Below are 17,436 nucleotides of genomic sequence, written 5' to 3' on the forward strand. Positions count from 1 at the left end.
AAATATTAATTGCAGTCATTCGTGCGCTGCGATGAATGATTTAATTGTTTTAAACAGATCACACTTAAGATGAAAATTAGCATGCTTGTCATGATATGTGAATAGGTATTGAAAAATATTTATAAGTAATTTCAGTCATCTAAATCGCGAAAAATTAATTTGAATAAATTGAAAGAGGATGCTGATAAAGCAGTTTTTAAGCTTGAAAGTAAAACGTAATACTGAAGGTTGAATGATGTAATTTTATTACGTTTGCTGCACCTGTTAAGCTCATGACTGAAGAACATATAATTTATAAAGGTCAGAAAATAATGAGCGAGCATCATGGGCATGACCACAGCCATGCCGTTGTCACAGAAGGGAATGTCAAAAAATTAAGTTTTGCCTTAGCACTGACCACGACATTTTTGATTGTTGAAGTCATTGCTGGATTTATGACGCAAAGTTTGGCGCTATTGTCAGATGCGGCACATATGTTCACCGATGCTGCAGCCCTTGCCATAGCATTGGTCGCGATCAAAATTGGCAAGCTTCCCGCTGATAACAAACGTACATTTGGCTATCAGCGTTTTGAAATTTTGGCAGCCTTGTTTAATGCCTTGATGTTATTTGTAGTTGCAATATATATCTTGTATGAGGCCTATCAGCGCTTTTCAACGCCGCCGGAAATTCAAAGTATGGGCATGATGATTGTGGCGGTTATTGGTTTGATCATTAATTTAATCTCGATGCGTATTTTATTTTCCAGTTCACAAGAAAGCTTGAATGTGAAGGGGGCGTATCTAGAAGTGTTGAGTGATGCCCTAGGTTCGGTTGGTGTAATTATTGGCGCAGCGATTATTTATTTTACCGGCTGGATGTGGGTCGATACACTAATTGCAGTGCTCATTGGCTTTTGGGTTTTACCAAGGACTTGGATTTTATTAAAACAAAGCATCAATATTTTATTGGAAGGTGTACCAGAAGAAATTGACATAGAAAAGTTACGCAATGATTTATTGGCACTCAATGGGGTAGAGAGTATTCACCAGTTAAAGGTCTGGGCAATAACATCAAAGAATGTGCATTTGACAGTTCATCTCTTTGCACCTGAAGCCGATCGTAATGCCTTGTATTTTGAGGCGATTGAAATGTTGCAACATGAACATGGAATCACGGAGATGACATTACAAATCGAAGAAGATGAATGTGTGGTACACCAACATACCCAAAAGTCTGATCATGCACATGGGCATCATCAAGATGATCACGCGCATTCTCATGATGAATCACATCAGCACTAACGCTGATGTAATTTAAATGGCCGGCTTAGATTTCCCACTCATGATTACATTCGCGGCATTTCCATTTTTTCTGTGATTGCATAAAACCTTGCATTGAAATTTTGAAATCTGGCAGGTCGCGATAGAACATGAAGCCAGCAATCAAGCAAGCAATAAATACAACAACAGTCGCAGTTTGTAATGTAGTGCCTGCACCGTCACCAAAAATCCACATTGCGATGCTGATAATCACCAACAGTAAAAGAATAAATACCGCAGGGATGAGGATAATCAGGCTTTTAGGCACGACAGGACGAGCAACAGGCTGGCCTGCTTGCGCAAGAGGCATAATTTTAGGGCTTTGACATTTAGGGCAACGGTATTGCATTGCAACTCCATAATTTTAATCTATGGTTTATTTTAATCAGAATGACGCAGAAAGCAAAAATACCGTAAATTTAAATCAGATAAAATTTAGGCAATAAAAAACCCAAGTCATAATGCTTGGGTTTTTTATAAGATGATTTGCATCACCTTGAATATGGCGTCCCTACGGGGATTCGAACCCCGGTTACCGCCGTGAAAGGGCGATGTCCTAGGCCTCTAGACGATAGGGACAATTTGAGGCAACTTAGAGTTGGTTGACACCATCTCTCGGTATGGGCGCTATATTAGGGGGATAACGCCCATCCGTCAACTAAAAAATCAATTAAGCTTCATCAACTGCATCATTTTTCGGCAGTTTTAAGGTTTCATTGAGTTTTTCCCATGCTTTTGTTTCTTTTTTACTCGGGCTGCCCACAATTTCAAGTGCATGACGTAAGCGAGCAAAGGTTAAATCAGGACCAATGGTTACCATCGATTGCATAACAGGTGTCGAAGATGTCGAACCAGCAATTGCAATAAAGAAGGTTGGCATGAAGTCACGAAGTTTAATGTCCATTTGGTTCGCCAAATCCATAAGCGTTTGGCTGACGGTGTCATTGTTCCAAGTGAACATGCTTTCTAGACGCCAAATGGCAAATTGAAGGCTTTGACGCACTTGTTCTTCAGTCAATTTTTTGCTTTCAAACTGTTCTTTGCTGAGTGTTGGGAATTGGTTGAAATAAAAACCTGCCCAATTCACTGCTTCAGATAACAAATTAATACGCGGTTGAATCGCAGCAGCAATTTCTTCCAAGGTATTACGATCTGATTTCCAAGCCAGTAGGGTATCGAGCAATTGACCCGGTGTTAAACCTTTAATCCATTGACCATTTAACCAGTTCAACTTTTCAACATCAAAGATTGGACCGCCTAGTGATACACGTTGAATGTCAAAGTGTTCAATCATTTCAGCCAAAGTGAATTTTTCACTTTCATCCGGCATTGACCAGCCCATACGGCCTAAGTAGTTCAATAATGCTTCAGGTAAAACGCCGATGTCTTTGTAGTAGTTAATTGAGGTTGGGTTTTTACGCTTAGACAGTTTTGATTTATCTGGGTTACGTAACAGCGGCATGTGGCAAAGTACAGGCATGTCCCAACCAAAATATTTGTACAATAATTGGTGTTTAGGCGCAGATGGAATCCATTCTTCACCACGAATCACGTGAGTGATTTCCATTAAATGGTCATCAACCACGTTTGCTAAGTGATACGTCGGTAAACCATCGGTTTTTAATAGAATTTGCATGTCAACTTGCGCCCAAGGAATTTCGACTTCACCACGTAGTAAGTCGTTAAATTTACAAATCCCTTCTTCAGGCACTTTCATTCGAATAACATGCGGTTCACCAGCAGCCAAACGCTGTGCCACTTCTTCTGCAGTGTGTTTTAAGCCACGACCGTCATAACGCGGTGATTCACCACGCGCTTGTTGTTCCGCACGCATTTGATCGAGTTCTTCTGCTGTTGCGAAGCAGTAGAATGCATGGCCTTTTTCAACCAGTTCCAAAGCATATTGTTTATAAATGTCCATACGTTCAGATTGACGGTATGGCGCATGAGGGCCACCCACATCTGGACCTTCTGACCAGTTCAAACCTAACCAACGCAATGAATCTAAAATCATTTTCTCAGATTCTGGGGTAGAGCGCAGTTGGTCTGTATCTTCAATACGAAGAATAAATTCACCGCCATGTTGCTTCGCAAAACATAAGTTAAACAATGCAATATAAGCAGTCCCAACATGCGGGAAACCAGTAGGAGAAGGTGCGATACGAGTACGAACAGTCATAATCAGCTTTTAATCAGAATGTAAATTGGGATCTATTATAACGAAAAAGCCTGATCACTTAATGCTTAATTCAACATTGAATGATCAGGCGTTTTTTAGTATTTTTTAGACGACAGTAGGGGAACTCGTCTAAAACAATAGCTTGGACAGCATCAGTATGCTGATGTCGTTATGAGTTGCTACCAGAAAAAATGGCTTGAACAAAACGAGAAAAACTTTGGTTTTGTGATGCAAAGAAACTTTGAGTCGGTGCAGCTTTAATAGACGTAAGTACTTTTAAATTATCGTCTGTACGGCCTTTACCTTCAGATTTTTGCTGATTAATCGCTTTTTCGATCAATGAGGTACGTTCAGCAGGCATCGTAAGTTTGTTATTCGATGCGGTGCTGGTTGCAGCACACAAAGCAGTCTGTGCAGTAACGCTTAAACTTAAGCCTAGGCATAGCGCGTATGAAAATTTCATGTCCAAATCTCCCCCTAGTTTTGGTGATGGAACTTTTTATTTGCAAAATAGTTTTAATATTTAGACTACGATTTAACCATCTTTCGTAATTAAAAAGTAGAACTACGTCACAATTTTTACAAAAAAACTAAAAAAGTCTGTACTGGGATTACCTAAATAGACTGTTTTCTCCAGATTTTCGGATGTTTTAGCAAACAACTATGAAGATAGCATGGAGATCGCTTCTGATTGTTGCTGCATTAGCAGAATTAAAGCTTTAAATACGTTATTTTTAGATATCTTTAAAACAGAAATAGATTTGAATTTATATTATAGATAGCTGATTGTTAAAGTTATTTTTGATTTATATAGTGCTCTCAAGATCAATTTGAGTTTGAGCAGATGAAAAAAATAATAGCATCGGGCATTTTCGCATTGTTGGGTGGGGTGGCGGTACAGGTGTATGCCGCAAAAGATTTCTTAAATGTCTCATATGATCCAACACGTGAGTTTTATCAGGAATATAACCAAGAATTTGGACAATATTGGAAAAAACGTACAGGACAAGAGATTAATTTTAAACAATCACATGGTGGTTCTGGCAAACAAGCTCGTGCAGTGGCAACGGGTTTACAAGCGGATGTAGTCACTTTGGCATTGGCAAATGATATTGATGAAATTGTGGCGACCGGACAAATCAATAAAAACTGGCAAAAGCAATTTCCACATAATTCTGCACCGTATACCTCAACCATCGTATTTTTGGTGCGCAAAGGTAACCCGAAAAAAATTAAAGATTGGAATGACCTGACCAAACCGGGTGTTGAAATTATTACACCAAATCCAAAAACAGGTGGGGCACCGCGTTGGATCTATTTATCAGCTTGGGGATATGCTTTAAAACAACCGGGTGGCAATGATGCCAAAGCCAAAGAATTGGTGAAAAAACTCTATAGCAATGTCAAAGTTTTGGATTCAGGCGCACGTGGTTCACTCACGACCTTTGCTGAGCGCGGCATTGGAGATGTCTTATTGTCTTGGGAAAATGAGGCACTATTAGCGACTCAGGGCCTAGGCAAAGATAAATATGACATTGTTTATCCGTCTATTTCGATTTTAGCTGAACCTTCGGTGGCTGTGGTAGATAAAACCGTCGATAAAAATGGTAATCGAAATTTGGCGAAGGGTTATTTAAACTATCTATATTCACCTAAGGGCCAAGAGCTAGCAGGCAAATATTTCTTCCGCCCTCGCGATGCAAAAGCCACTGCAAAGTACGCTGCTCAATTCCCGAAAGTTCAAACTTTTACCATTGATAAAGTGTTTGGCGGTTGGGCTAAAGCGCAAAAAACACATTTTGTGAATGGTGCGATTTTTGATCAAATCTATAGTGAAAAGAATAAAGAGTAAGTCTATAAATAAAGTTGAGTTGAGTAAAAACGGATGATTTATATTATCCGTTTTTTGCATATGTAATGCATAAAAATCTATATATAGGGAATAAGTAGATTGTTTTTGTGTATTTTAATATGAAAAACAAACAATTAAATTCGCTGCGTTAGCTGTATCCAGTAAAGGGTCTAAACTTGCTGCAATTGCGATTTATGACTTTATTTCATATATTTAGCAGTATTGAATATAACTTTATGCTGGCTGTTATGAAAACTCAATTTAAGGCGTGGCTCAGTGCTGCGTTGCTTGCCACTGGTGTTGCTTTCTCAGCCTCTGCTCAGGCCGCTGATCGTGAATTTTTAAACGTTTCTTATGATGCAACGCGTGAATTTTATGACGAATTTAATAAGTCATTTGGTGCATATTGGAAAGAGCGTACCGGTAAAACGGTTGCATTTAAACAATCACACGGTGGTTCAGGTAAACAAGCCCGTTCTGTGGTTGACGGTTTAAAAGGTGATGTCGTGACTTTGGCCTTGGCCAATGACATCGAGGAAATTGTAAAGTCTGGTCAGATTCAGCCGGGTTGGCAAAAAGAGTTTCCACATAACTCAGCGCCATATACGTCAACGATTGTCTTCATGGTGCGTAAGGGCAACCCGAAACATATTAAAGATTGGTCTGATTTAACCAAGCCGGGCGTACAAATTATTACCCCGAACCCGAAAACTGGCGGTCTCCCACGTTGGGTTTACTTGTCAGCTTGGGGTTATGCTTTGAAACAGCCGGGTGGTAATGAAGCGAAAGCCAAAGATTTCGTGGGTAAGATGTACCATAACGTAAAAGTAATGGACTCTGCGGCACGTGCATCGATGACTACATTTGCAGAACGTGGTATTGGTGATGTGTTATTGACTTGGGAAAACGAAGCTTTAGTTACTCAAAAAACTTTGGGTAAAAATAAATTTGATATCGTGTATCCATCGATGTCGATTTTGACTGAGCCTTCAGTGGCAATCGTAGACAAAACTGTCGATAAAAATGGTAATAAATGGTTAGCTCAAGGCTATATCAATTATCTTTATTCTCCATTAGGTCAAGAGATGGCAGCTCGTCATTTCTATCGTCCACGTAATGCAGCAGTTTTAGCAAAATATAAAACTCAGTTCCCACCTTTAAAAACTTTTACTATTGATGAAGTCTTTGGTGGCTGGGCAAAAGCACAACAAACACATTTTGTGAATGGTGCGATCTTCGATCAGATCTACAATAATAAGCGTTAATACATCGAAATCTATGATTTGAGATGTTCAAAGACCTCCTTCGGGAGGTTTTTTAATGGATGGCAAAAAAATAAAAACGGTTTTCTCTATGGAAAGTAATATTTCTGTACAAAAAGACGTTTGGAGCTTTGCTAAAACAAGGTAATAATGTGCAGTTACATTTTTAGCTGTGTTGAACGAACCCTTATGTCGCATATTTCTGTATTACTTCATGAAACTGTTGATGCTTTACTGGCAGATCGCAATACAGGAATTTTCGTAGATGGCACATTTGGGCGTGGTGGTCATACGCGTTTATTACTGTCTAAATTAGATGAAAACGCACGTGTTTATGCCTTTGATAAAGACCCGCAAGCGTTGGCTGTTGCAGCAGAATTAGAACAAGAAGATGCGCGTTTTAAAATCATTCACGCTAGTTTTGCCGATTTAAAAGAGGAACTGCGTAGTCGTGGTATCGACTTGGTAGACGGTATTATGGCGGATTTAGGGGTGTCATCTCCGCAGCTAGACCAAGCAGAGCGTGGCTTTAGCTTTATGAAAGATGGCCCACTCGATATGCGTATGGACAATTCACAAGGTCCAACAGCCGCAGAGTGGTTGGTTGATATTGAAGAAGAAGATTTGGCCAATATTATTTTTAAATATGGTGAAGAGCGTTATAGCCGCCGTATTGCCAAAGCGATTAAAGCGGCAGGATATATTGAAACTACAGCTCAATTGGCAGAAATCGTGAAAGTTGCCCACCCGAAATGGGAAAAAAATAAACATGCAGCGACACGAACTTTCCAAGCAATTCGTATTGCTATTAACAAAGAACTCGACGATATTGATATCTTCTTACCTCAAGCGGTGGATATGCTGAAACCTCAAGGCACTCTGGCAGTGATCAGTTTCCACTCTTTAGAGGATCGTTTAATTAAACAATTTATTCAAAAAGAATCTACACTTGCAGAAGACACAGGCTGGGGTTTACCACAAAAACGCGAAGATACCCGCCGCTTAAAAAAAAGTGTCACGAATTAAAGCAAGTGAAGAAGAAGTTAAAGCCAATCCACGATCTCGTAGTGCTTGGCTTCGTGTGGCAGAGCGTTTAGCTTAAAAGGCAAAGAATGAAAACCGAAGCAATCGAAAAAAACTCTGATCAATCGCAGTCAAAGAAAATCATTACATACGGCATTTTATTGCTCTTGGTTTTTGTGAGTGCGATTATGGTGGTGTTTCAAGTCTTTGAATATCGCCAAGATTATCGTCAATTGAGTACCTATATGCGTGAAAGGGATGACCTCAATGCAGAATGGGGACGTTTGCTGATCGAACAACAAACTTTTGGTGCAACAGCCCAAATTGGGACACGTGCAGTTACCCAATTACGGATGTATTCGCCTCCTATTGCACAAACCGTTGTTATTTCATTGCCACAAACTCCTGAACAGAAAAAATAGGCTGCCGGTCACATGGTTGAAAAGAGAAACAAACAAACTCCGCGTAAAAAACAGCAGTCTGTTACTGGTCGTACAGCCATTTCGGTGGAGATGTGGCGCTATCACTTGATGTGGGCGGTGGTTTTACTGTGCTTTATTGCATTGGTCGGGCGGGCTTTTTATGTACAAATCATCAATAAAGACTTTTTACAAAATAAAGCCAATGCCAAAATTTTAAGAACTGAAACCTTAAAAGCCATGCGCGGTGTAATCTATGACCGTCACGGCGTTCCTTTAGCCATTAGTACTCCGATCATGAAAATCGTGATCGATCCACGTGATTATTTTGACAATAAAAAACTCTTTGAAGAAATTACGGCCGAATTGGCTAAAGATCCAAACAATCGTAAGTTAAAACGTCAATTACCAGATAAAAATCTGAATTTAGATGAACTCGCTGATGCTGTAGGGATGGATCGTGCTGAACTGAGACGCAAAATGAATGAGCGTCCACGTTCACGTTATTTAGTTTTAAAGAAAGAAGTGCCACCACAACAAGCTGAATTGATCATGAAACGTGACTTTCAGGGAGTATATACCGAGAAAAACTATAAGCGCTACTATCCACAGCCTCAGCCAAACTCACAAATTATTGGTTTAACCAATAGTGAGGGTATGGGCATCGAAGGTTTAGAGATGCAATTGAATGAACGTCTTGCAGGCGTAGATGGTGCGCAGCAAATTGTCCGAGATAAAAAAGGCAACCGCGTTAAAGACCCTGAGATCGTGAAAGAGGTTGAGTCGGGTGAAAATATCACGCTGAGTATTGATTCACGTTTGCAATACATTATGTATCGTGAGTTGACTGCAGCCGGCGTAGCCAATAACGCACGTTCTGCAACCGCGATTGCCGTGGATGTCAAAACAGGTGAAATTTTAGCGATGACGTCTTGGCCGTCTTACAACCCGAATGATAAAAAAGGTGTCTTAAATAAAGATGCTATGCGTAACCGTGGTGCGATTGACTCCTTTGAGCCAGGTTCAACCATGAAGCCATTGACCGTGGCAATGGCATTGGAAAGCGGTAAATACACGGCAAATACCGTTGTAAATACCACACCCGGTTCTATGCGTGTAGGGAATCATACTATCCGAGATACGCATAACTATGGCCCTCTGACTTTGGGCGGCATTATTCAAAAATCGTCTAACGTCGGTGTGGCAAAAATCGCTTTATCTCTCCCTTATGAAACATTACCAACGTTCTATCAACGTCTTGGCTTTGGTCAACGTTCAGCGGTGAAATTCCCCGGCGAAAGTGCTGGTCTGATTTTGCCGAAGAGTAAATGGAATGTGTCAGAAGTAGCGACCATGGCTTATGGTTATGGTTTGAACGCTACAGTGCTTCAACTGGCTGATGCTTATGCCATGATTGCCAATAAGGGCGTCAAAATGCCACTGAGCTTGTACAAGCTTGAGGAAAAGCCGAAAGGTGAGCAGATGGTTGACCCTAAAATTGCTGATCAAGTGCTTTTAATGATGGAAGCAGTGACCTTGCCGGGTGGTACGGCACGTCAAGCCAATATTCCGGGTTATCGCGTGGCGGGTAAAACTGGTACAGCACATAAATTACGTGCAGACCGTAAAGGCTATTCGACTTCAGAATATCGAGCACTCTTTGCCGGTGTTGCACCAGTGAGTGATCCACGTTTGGCCATGATTGTTGTAGTGGAAAACCCGACAGGTCAGTATTACGGTGGTCTGGTGGCTGCACCAGTTTTCGCTCGTGTAATGCAAGAATCTTTACGTTTAATGAACGTACCATTAGATAAACCTTTAGACACTCCTAAGATCCAGTAATAGGTGATGAATGAAAATTACGTTTCAAGATCTATACACCGTTGAACAGCCCGCTGAATGGATGTCGCAATCCTTTCAGGGCTTCAATCTGGATAGTCGCAAAGTTACAGCAGGGCAAATATTTATTGCCCTGACTTCGTTTTCGCAACCTGAAAAAACAGCACAATTTGCAGGTGCAGCGTTAGAGAATGGCGCGTTGGCTGTCATTTCAGAAACTGATTTGGGCTTGGATCAAAGTGTCGTGATCGCGGATGTGCGTCAATTGATGGGGCAGTGGCAAAAGCAATATTTACTGGCGACTCAACCAGCTCAAGCTGCACGGATTTTGGCTGTGACGGGTACCAATGGTAAAACCACGATCTCACGCTTAATCGCTGAATTACTCATGCTGCAAGGCAAAAAATGTGCAGTGATGGGAACCACTGGAAACGGGATTTTACCGAATTTAGAAGCCTCATCTCACACTACTTTAGATGCGTTACATATGCAAAATGCATTGCATGCCTATGCGCTTGAGGGTGCAGAGTTTGCTGCCATAGAGGCAAGTTCGCACGGATTAGAACAAGGTCGATTAAATGGCTGTGCAATTGAAATTGCCGCTTATAGCAATTTAAGTCGTGACCATTTGGATTATCATAAAACCCTTGAAGCCTATGCTGAAGCGAAATCACGTTTGTTTCAGTTTCCATCGCTCAAAGTTGCAGTCATCAATCTCGATGATGAACATGCAGAAGTGATGCTGAATGCCGCACGCCAAAACCCGGCTCAGCCTAAAATTTTGACTTATTCAACGCGTCAGGCTGCGGATTATCAAGTGACGGATATTCAATACAGCTTAACGGGCGCACAATTTAAATTGCGTACTGCTCAAGCTGAATTTGTGGTGCAAAGTCCATTATTGGGACACTTCAATATTGAAAATATTGTGGCGAGCTTAATTTCAGCGGAGCAAGCGGGTTTTGACTTATCTGCCTTGATCGCAACTGCGCCCGAGTTAAAAGGTGCACCGGGTCGTATGCAAGTGATTCGTGATGATGAACGCCTGTTCGTGGTGGATTATGCACATACACCAGATGCTTTAGTTCAAGTGTTACAGACCTTAAAACGTCATGTATCGCAACAGTTATGGGCGGTGTTTGGCTGTGGTGGTGATCGTGACCGTGGTAAGCGTCCATTGATGACACAAGCGGCATTAAACCATGCAGATGTTGCGTTGATTACCTCGGATAATCCACGTACTGAAAACCCAGAACAAATTTTTGCAGATATGAAGGCTGGTATTGATTTTACTGGAAAAACTGTCCATGAAATCCATGACCGCCGTGAAGCGATTAAATTCGCAGTCAACCATGCCCAAGCGGGTGATATTGTGGTGATTGCTGGTAAAGGCCATGAAAACTATCAAGAAATTGATGGTGTTCGACATTGGTTTGATGATGTGGTGGAAGTGAAATCAGCGATTGATTCACAACATCACAACACTGACTCGGCTTATCCAGCGCAATAGGAAACAGATATGCATACTTCAACGACCAGTACGGTTCCGTTAGAACCATGGACTGCCGAACAGTTGGTTCAAGCGACACAAGGTCACTGGCATAACAATCAAGCGCCGACAGGTTCTGTAAAACGAATTTTGACCGACTCACGTCATGCAGAGCAAGGTGACGCTTTTCTTGCCCTGAAAGGTGAACGCTTTGATGCGCATGACTTCCTTGCTCAAGTGGCTGAAAGGGGTTGTGAAATTGCCATTGTCAGTCATCCTGTCGATGTGGATATTTATCAGTTGGTGGTTGCAGATACACGTTTGGCGCTTGGACATTTGGGTGCATTTCGTCGTGCCCAAAACCCAGCTTTAAAAGTCATTGCCTTGACAGGAAGCAGTGGTAAAACCACAACCAAAGAGATGCTCGGGAGTATCCTTTCTCGTCTTGCACCAACATTAATTACGCGCGGTAATTTAAATAATGACCTTGGCGTACCGATGATGTTACTTGAGTTGCGTCTAGAACATCAGTATGCCGTGATGGAGCTTGGTGCCAGTCATAAGGGCGAAATTGATTACACCTCAAATTTGGTACAGCCTCAGGTTGCCGGTATTTTAAATATTGGCACTGCTCATATGGGTGAATTTGGTGGGCGTGATGGCATTTGTCGTGCCAAGTCTGAAATTTATGCACATATAGCGAAAACAGGAACTTCGATTGTTCCTGCGGCAGATGATTTTACAGATGCCATTCGTCAAGCGGTGCAAACTGAGCAAGTAATGAGTTTTGGTCAGGGCGGGGATGTCTTTGCGACTGAGACGGAGCTTCAGGCTCAATCTTCACGTTTTATCTTAAATACGCCACAAGGTGCACGTCCTGTTCAACTGCCATTTGCTGGTGAACATAATGTGCAAAATGCCACTGCAGCCGCAGCTTTCGCGTTGTCGATTGGCGTGAGTTTAGATGACATCGTTGTGGGTCTTGAACATGCAACTGGTGCCAAAGGTCGTCTAAACTTTATTCAACACAAAGATTACTTGTTTATTGACGATACTTACAATGCAAATCCAACCTCAATGCGTGCTGCTGCTGATGTACTTGCGCAGCAAGATGGCATCAAAGTCATGGTCATTGGGGATATTGGTGAGTTAGGTTCATCTGCTGCACAGCAGCACTACATGTTGGGACGTGATCTTGTCTCACACTCTGGTCTTCAATTTGTCGTTGCTGTCGGTGAGTTTTCACCTGCTGTGCAAGAAGGCGCGCGCAGTACACAATATGGTAAAAAATTACAGGCCTTTCTTACTCAAGAACAGGCTTTACCGTTATTAATTAGTCTAGTCAAAACACATCAGCCTCAGTCCATGAGTTTCCTGTTTAAAGGTTCTCGTTATACCCACATGGAAACTTTGATGGCTGAATTGATGGAGAAACTTTAATGCTGTTATGGTTATTTGAGCAGCTTGCGGGTTATCACAGCTCGTTTCAGGTTGTTCGTTATTTAACGCTTCGTTCGCTACTCAGTGTCTTAACGGCATTGGCCATTGGTCTGTTGCTTGGACCTGTGATGATCCGCAAATTGCAAGCTCTCAAATATGGTCAGGCAGTCAGTTCATTTGCACCTGAAAATCATGCCAAAAAAATGGGCACACCGACTATGGGCGGTGTGTTGATTTTACTGTCTATTGGGATTTCAACCTTACTTTGGGCCGATCTTTCAAACCCTTATGTATGGATTGTACTTGTCGTGATGGTGATCTTTGGTGCTGTGGGTTGGGCCGATGACTGGATTAAAATCCGTTATAAAGACAATGCCGGTCTACCTGCGAAGAAGAAATTCTTTTGGACTTCTGTGGCATCGTTAGGCGCCGGTATTGCACTTTATGTGATTGCGACACAGCAAGCAAACCCAGTACATACCTCAAATATGTTGGATCTGCTGATTCCATTCTTTAAAGAAATTAGCATTCCATTGTCTATTATTCCACTCGGTATTGGCTTTATTGTCTTTACTTATTTGGTGATTAACGGCGCATCTAATGCTGTGAACTTAACCGATGGTTTAGATGGCCTAGCAATTATGCCAATTGTTCTGGTTGCCGCTGGTTTAGGTGTGTTTGCTTATCTGGCTGGTGATGTTCGTTTTGCCGATTATTTACATATCCCTTATGTGAAATACGCATCTGAACTTGTCGTGATCTGTGCGGCAATGATCGGTGCTGGTTTGGCATTCTTATGGTTTAACGCGCATCCAGCTCAAGTGTTTATGGGTGATGTCGGGGCCTTATCTCTAGGTGCGATGCTCGGTACGATCGCAGTCATGGTTCGTCAAGAAATCGTTTTTGCCATTATGGGCGGTGTCTTTGTGGTTGAAGCTATTTCTGTTTTCTTGCAAATTGGCTCACTGCGTATGCGGAACAAGCGTGTATTCTTAATGGCACCGCTGCACCATCACTATGAGAAAAAGGGATGGCGTGAAACTCAGGTGGTGATTCGTTTTTGGATTATCACAATTATGCTGGTAGTTTTGGGTCTAATGACTTTAAAATTACGTTAAGCAAATAAATAAACGAAACCGGCATTTGCTCCCACAGATGCCGGTTTTTTTATTTCAAAAATATAGTGGAGTAAATGATGAACCTGTTGATGTGTCCTGTATGCCGTGAAGCATTGAAACTCACAGAGCGGACATGGCGCTGTGAAAATAATCATAGCTATGATGTTGCAAAACAAGGCTATGTCAATTTACATGTGGTTCAACATAAACACAGTAAAAACCCGGGTGATACGCCTGAATCTGTACAGGCGCGTCGAGCATTTTTAAGTGCAGGTCACTATGCACCTTTGCAACAGGCAGTGGTGGCTTTGATTCAAAAATTACGGGTTGAAAACTTATTGGATATTGGCTGTGGTGAAGGCTATTACACCGATGCGATGCAAGCTGAAGTACTACAATGTGTGGGCGTCGATATTGCTAAAAATGCTGTGCAAGTCGCCGCTAAACTGAATAAACAGGTGACTTGGGTGGTTGGGACAGGGGCAACCTTACCTGTATTAGATCATTCGATTGACTTGTGTACGAGTTTATTTAGTCCTATTCCTCAAGAAGAAATCCTTCGGGTGTTAAAGCCTGAAGGGCACTTGATGGTGGTTACACCTGCGCCAGAGCATCTTTATGCAATGCGTGAAGCCCTGTTTGAAGAAGTAAAACTACATGAACCGCATAAATTTGTGGAACAACTGGCGAATGATTTTGAATTGGAAAGTGAGCAAGTGGTACAAGCGAAAATGTCACTTTCTCAGCAGGATCTCAAAAACTTAATTGCAATGACGCCTTATGCCTATAAAGTCAAAGCTGAGCGTCGAGAAGCTCTAGAAAAAAATGAACAATTTGAGTTGCAAGCGCAGTATCAAATTTATCTCTTTAAAAAGAAATAATGCATTGGCAGTGATAAAAAAAGCCCTCGTTTGAGGGCTTTTTTTATGCAGCTTATTTACTGAACTTGATCGATGAGATGATCAAGTGCGTCAGTTTTATGCTCTGTACCTTGTGGTTTAGGCTGCATTGGTGGTGGCGCAGTTCGAGTAGGTGCAAGATTGGTTTCAGCAGCCCCTGGAATATCTTCAAAATCATTTTGCGTAGCCTGTGGTTTTGGTACAACAGGAGCAGGACGATACAGCGGTTGAGCCATCGGCGGCGTTGCTGCACGATCTTGTTCAGGTTGACCTTGAGTCGCTTTAGCTGAATTGCGATTGATTGGATTTTTGGCATGAGTGTCTAAACGCACCCAAGCTTCAGGTGTGCCTTTGAGTGATTTCGCCATAAAATCTGACCAAATCGGCAGAGCTGCAACACCACCATATTCACGACGACCTAAGGTAGAGGGTTGATCAAAACCGACCCAAGCCACAGTGACTAATTTTCCATTAAATCCAGCAAACCACGCGTCTTTTGCATCATTGGTTGTACCGGTTTTACCACCTAAATCACCGCGACCAATTTTTAATGCCGCACGACCTGTACCGTGTTGGATCACGTCACGCAAGATGTTCGCCATATCAAAGGCCGAACTTGACTTCAAAATTCGCTGAGCTTGTTTATAGTTTGCTGCTTCAGTATCTGAAATTTTCGATTCAGCAGGTTTATTATCCTGATTAGTGACTTCAATCACTTCATCATCCGGCGTGGTCGGATCTGCTGATTCAACTTCGTCTTTTTGATTGATACATTGAATACATGCATATTCAGGATTGGCTTGATAAATCACTTTGCCATAAGCATCTTCAATACGGCTAATAAAGTGCGGTTGAATACGATATCCACCGTTGGCAAATGTCGCATAACCTGTCGCCATTTGAATCGGCAACACCTGTGGGGTACCTAAAGCAATGGTGTAGTTACGTGGAATTTGGTTTTCTTGTAAGCCAAAATCCATAAATAGTTGGCGAGTACGTTCAATCCCAACGACTTGTAATAAGCGAACAGAGACCGTGTTACGTGATAAATAGAGGGCACGGCGTAGAGGAATCATCCCTAAATACCGACCGTCAGAGTTTTTAGGCGTCCACTTGCCAATCGTAATTGGATTGTCATTGACCATGGAGTATGGAGTCATACCGCGTTCAAGTGCTAAAGCATAAACAAAGGGTTTAATGGTTGAACCCGGCTGACGCCAGCCTTGTAGGGCACGGTTAAATTTAGATTGATAAAAATTATAACCACCGACAATGGCTTCAATGCCACCATTATTGGGGTTGAGTGCGATCAATTGACCTTGCGCTTTTGGAATTTGCACCAAAGCCCATGAGCTTTTATCAGCATTCGGACGTAGGCGAATAATATCTTTTACTTTAACAATTTGTGAGGCTTTGCTTGGCGCATTGCCTACACTATTGGCATTGCGATAGGGACGTGCCCAAGACAGACCTGACCATGGAACAGTCACACTACTGCCGTCTTGCATCAACACTTCGATGCTGGTGTTGTTGACTTTAGTGACTTCGGCAGGATAAGTGTTAGCATATGGAATAAAGTTTTTTAATGGCTCATCATGTGCTTCTGCACCACGCCAACCATGTCGTCTATCGTAAGCTTCAAGACCATCTTGCACAGCTTGCTCAGCATAGGCTTGGCGTTGGTTGTTGATGGTGGTATAGACTTTATAGCCAGAATCTGTTGCTTGTTCGCCAAACTTTTCTACGAGCTCAGAGCGAACCATTTCCCCGACATAGGGGAATTTGTTGCTGACTCCGCGGTCAGGCATATCGAGATTAATTGGCTCAGCAATTGCTTCTTGATATTCCGATTGATTGATATAACCCAATTGCAACATACGTCCTAAAATCCAATTACGACGCTCTAAAGCACGTTTTGGATTGGCTACAGGATTATATTTTGATGGTGCTTTGGGTAGGCCTGAAATCATTGCCATTTGAGCCAAGCTCAAATCTTGCAAGCTCTTGTTATAATAAGTTTTTGCAGCTGCTGCGATCCCGTATGCATTTTTGCCCAAAAAGATTTTGTTAACATACAGCGTTAAAATTTCTTCCTTACTTAGATTTTGTTCAATTTTTCGAGCAAGGAAAACTTCGGTTAGTTTACGTTTTAAAGTACGCTCTGGAGTCAGATAATAGTTTTTTGCAACCTGCATGGTAATGGTTGAACCACCCGTTTGCACATCTGAGCCTGTAATACTTTCACTGACGGCACGCCCCAATCCTTTGAAACTAATTCCGCTGTGTTCAAAGAACGAAGAATCTTCCGCAGCTAAAAAGCCATGAATGAAATGAGACGGGATTTGGTCGTACTCTACAGGAACCGAAAGTTTGCCACCATATTCTGCAATCAGCTCATTATCAGCACTATAAACTTGCAATGGTTTTAATAATGGAGCCTTTTTTAAGATGGACATTTCAGGCAAAGACGGGGCAATATAGAGATACATGCCATAGAAACCCATTGGAATTGCGACCAAAATAATAATAATGGCCAAAAAAAATGGATGAACAAGGCCTGAACAAGATAGCTTTTTCATAACAAGTAAGTTTTAATAAGAGCTAATGGCAAACTA

Annotated in this window: 13 protein-coding genes, 1 tRNA gene and 1 pseudogene; 10 read left to right on the top strand and 5 right to left on the bottom strand. The window is 41.8% G+C overall.

The annotated features are described in order from the left end of the window. Positions 1 to 311: 311 nt before the first annotated feature. A complete protein-coding gene (locus AVJ20_RS03275; RefSeq protein ID WP_111884131.1) occupies positions 312 to 1,283 on the top strand; it encodes a zinc transporter in 972 nt (323 codons plus the stop codon). A gap of 25 nt (positions 1,284 to 1,308) precedes the next feature. Here the strand turns inward: AVJ20_RS03275 and AVJ20_RS03280 are convergent, their stop codons facing one another. The 4 genes from AVJ20_RS03280 to AVJ20_RS03295 all read right to left on the bottom strand — a co-directional run bounded on the left by AVJ20_RS03280 (position 1,309) and on the right by AVJ20_RS03295 (position 3,943). Then, positions 1,309 to 1,650 carry a hypothetical protein gene (locus tag AVJ20_RS03280; protein ID WP_078189395.1) on the bottom strand — a complete coding sequence of 114 codons (342 nt, stop codon included), beginning with the start codon at positions 1,648 to 1,650 and terminating at the stop codon, positions 1,309 to 1,311. A gap of 154 nt (positions 1,651 to 1,804) precedes the next feature. Continuing rightward, positions 1,805 to 1,880, bottom strand: a tRNA-Glu gene (locus tag AVJ20_RS03285). A gap of 91 nt (positions 1,881 to 1,971) precedes the next feature. Further along, positions 1,972 to 3,480 (bottom strand): glutamate--tRNA ligase, encoded by a 1,509-nt coding sequence (gltX, locus tag AVJ20_RS03290; protein ID WP_111884132.1) that lies wholly within the window; start codon positions 3,478 to 3,480, stop codon positions 1,972 to 1,974. Between the two features lie 169 nt (positions 3,481 to 3,649). Continuing rightward, positions 3,650 to 3,943: a hypothetical protein gene (locus AVJ20_RS03295; RefSeq protein ID WP_111884133.1), complete on the bottom strand. Its 294-nt coding sequence runs from the start codon at positions 3,941 to 3,943 to the stop codon at positions 3,650 to 3,652. Between the two features lie 381 nt (positions 3,944 to 4,324). Here AVJ20_RS03295 and AVJ20_RS03300 point away from each other — a divergent pair, with 381 nt between their 5' ends. The 9 genes and pseudogenes from AVJ20_RS03300 to AVJ20_RS03340 all read left to right on the top strand — a co-directional run bounded on the left by AVJ20_RS03300 (position 4,325) and on the right by AVJ20_RS03340 (position 14,803). Beyond that, positions 4,325 to 5,332 (top strand): sulfate ABC transporter substrate-binding protein, encoded by a 1,008-nt coding sequence (locus tag AVJ20_RS03300; RefSeq protein ID WP_078189392.1) that lies wholly within the window; start codon positions 4,325 to 4,327, stop codon positions 5,330 to 5,332. A 248-nt stretch (positions 5,333 to 5,580) separates the two neighbouring features. Next, positions 5,581 to 6,597: a sulfate ABC transporter substrate-binding protein gene (locus AVJ20_RS03305; RefSeq protein WP_078192855.1), complete on the top strand. Its 1,017-nt coding sequence runs from the start codon at positions 5,581 to 5,583 to the stop codon at positions 6,595 to 6,597. A gap of 186 nt (positions 6,598 to 6,783) precedes the next feature. After that, a pseudogene (rsmH, locus tag AVJ20_RS03310) lies at positions 6,784 to 7,696 on the top strand (16S rRNA (cytosine(1402)-N(4))-methyltransferase RsmH). A gap of 10 nt (positions 7,697 to 7,706) precedes the next feature. Next, positions 7,707 to 8,039 (top strand): cell division protein FtsL, encoded by a 333-nt coding sequence (gene ftsL / locus AVJ20_RS03315; protein WP_078189390.1) that lies wholly within the window; start codon positions 7,707 to 7,709, stop codon positions 8,037 to 8,039. Between the two features lie 12 nt (positions 8,040 to 8,051). Continuing rightward, positions 8,052 to 9,878 (top strand): penicillin-binding protein PBP3, encoded by a 1,827-nt coding sequence (gene ftsI / locus AVJ20_RS03320; RefSeq protein ID WP_078192538.1) that lies wholly within the window; start codon positions 8,052 to 8,054, stop codon positions 9,876 to 9,878. A 10-nt stretch (positions 9,879 to 9,888) separates the two neighbouring features. Next, positions 9,889 to 11,385, top strand: coding sequence for a UDP-N-acetylmuramoyl-L-alanyl-D-glutamate--2,6-diaminopimelate ligase (locus tag AVJ20_RS03325; RefSeq protein WP_111884134.1), 1,497 nt, complete (start codon positions 9,889 to 9,891; stop codon positions 11,383 to 11,385). Positions 11,386 to 11,394: 9 nt separating this feature from the next. After that, a complete protein-coding gene (locus AVJ20_RS03330) occupies positions 11,395 to 12,804 on the top strand; it encodes a UDP-N-acetylmuramoyl-tripeptide--D-alanyl-D-alanine ligase (RefSeq protein ID WP_111884135.1) in 1,410 nt (469 codons plus the stop codon). After that, positions 12,804 to 13,922 carry a phospho-N-acetylmuramoyl-pentapeptide-transferase gene (gene mraY / locus AVJ20_RS03335; RefSeq protein WP_078192535.1) on the top strand — a complete coding sequence of 373 codons (1,119 nt, stop codon included), beginning with the start codon at positions 12,804 to 12,806 and terminating at the stop codon, positions 13,920 to 13,922. The genes AVJ20_RS03330 and mraY overlap by 1 nt, the downstream gene beginning before the upstream one ends. A 77-nt stretch (positions 13,923 to 13,999) precedes the next feature. Further along, positions 14,000 to 14,803: a putative RNA methyltransferase gene (locus AVJ20_RS03340; protein WP_111884136.1), complete on the top strand. Its 804-nt coding sequence runs from the start codon at positions 14,000 to 14,002 to the stop codon at positions 14,801 to 14,803. Between the two features lie 56 nt (positions 14,804 to 14,859). Here the strand turns inward: AVJ20_RS03340 and ponA are convergent, their stop codons facing one another. Beyond that, on the bottom strand, positions 14,860 to 17,400 hold the full coding sequence (ponA, locus tag AVJ20_RS03345; RefSeq protein ID WP_111884137.1) for a penicillin-binding protein PBP1a: 2,541 nt from the start codon (positions 17,398 to 17,400) through the stop codon (positions 14,860 to 14,862). Between the last annotated feature and the right edge of the window lie 36 nt (positions 17,401 to 17,436).

The organism is Acinetobacter sp. CFCC 11171 (genome assembly GCF_003268405.1).
Lineage (GTDB): Bacteria > Pseudomonadota > Gammaproteobacteria > Pseudomonadales > Moraxellaceae > Acinetobacter > Acinetobacter amyesii.